Source organism: Pseudomonas sp. MWU13-2100 (genome assembly GCF_023242365.1).
Lineage (GTDB): Bacteria > Pseudomonadota > Gammaproteobacteria > Pseudomonadales > Pseudomonadaceae > Aquipseudomonas.
Genome location: NZ_JALLIX010000135.1, coordinates 1 through 664, shown reverse-complemented (window position 1 = coordinate 664; position 664 = coordinate 1). Strand labels below are relative to the sequence as shown.

Sequence of the window (664 nt, the reverse complement as noted above, 5' to 3'; positions counted from 1 at the left end):
CATCTACCTGGCCGACAAGAACGCGAATGGGCGCCCTTTTTCCGTATCACAACTCATCGGTGACGGGCATCACCAGATGAAAGATGCAGAGCAAAATAAACAGTATCCCCAAGTACTGGGGGAGTTTGAACCATCTCTGCAAGGCTATTGGAACAGGCTCAAGTTCTTGTTCGGTGAGCCATCCTCGCCGTATATAAAGCTTCGGAAACATGAAAAACGAGCCGACAAAAAGCACCCTCATAATTCGACTGTCATAGGAGTTGCCTCCCCACCATCGGTGATGACCGGTCATCCAAGCGTTATCCTTGAAGTATGCCTCGGCTACATCCAGTTTTGTTTTGGCAAGATAGGCCAACAAACCAATACTAAAGAAATTCAAAAACAGGAACAGAACAGCAGCCACGTTCTTCAATGTCATCATTAGCGTGCTCCCTCATAAATTAAATCACCGGCACGCTCCCCCCAACCGCCACTCATCGTCCCGAGGGTATAGCTACCGACAGCTCCGCCAATAATCCCGCAACTCAAAGCGCCCCATCCTCCCGAAACAACACCTAACCCAACGGCGCATACAATACCCCCGACATGGGCTCCAAACCTGCCTCCGGCATAAGACCCCGCAATCCCTCCCGCCGCTTTACCGCCCTCCACATACCACGCTTTT

1 protein-coding gene is annotated in these 664 nt (G+C 51.2%); it reads left to right on the top strand.

Annotation, left to right across the window (positions count from 1 at the left end; all coding sequences use genetic code 11):
• Positions 1 to 424: hypothetical protein (locus M5B99_RS29720; protein WP_248807470.1), on the top strand; the 424-nt coding region annotated here is incomplete at its 5' end.
• Positions 425 to 664 lie beyond the last annotated feature (240 nt).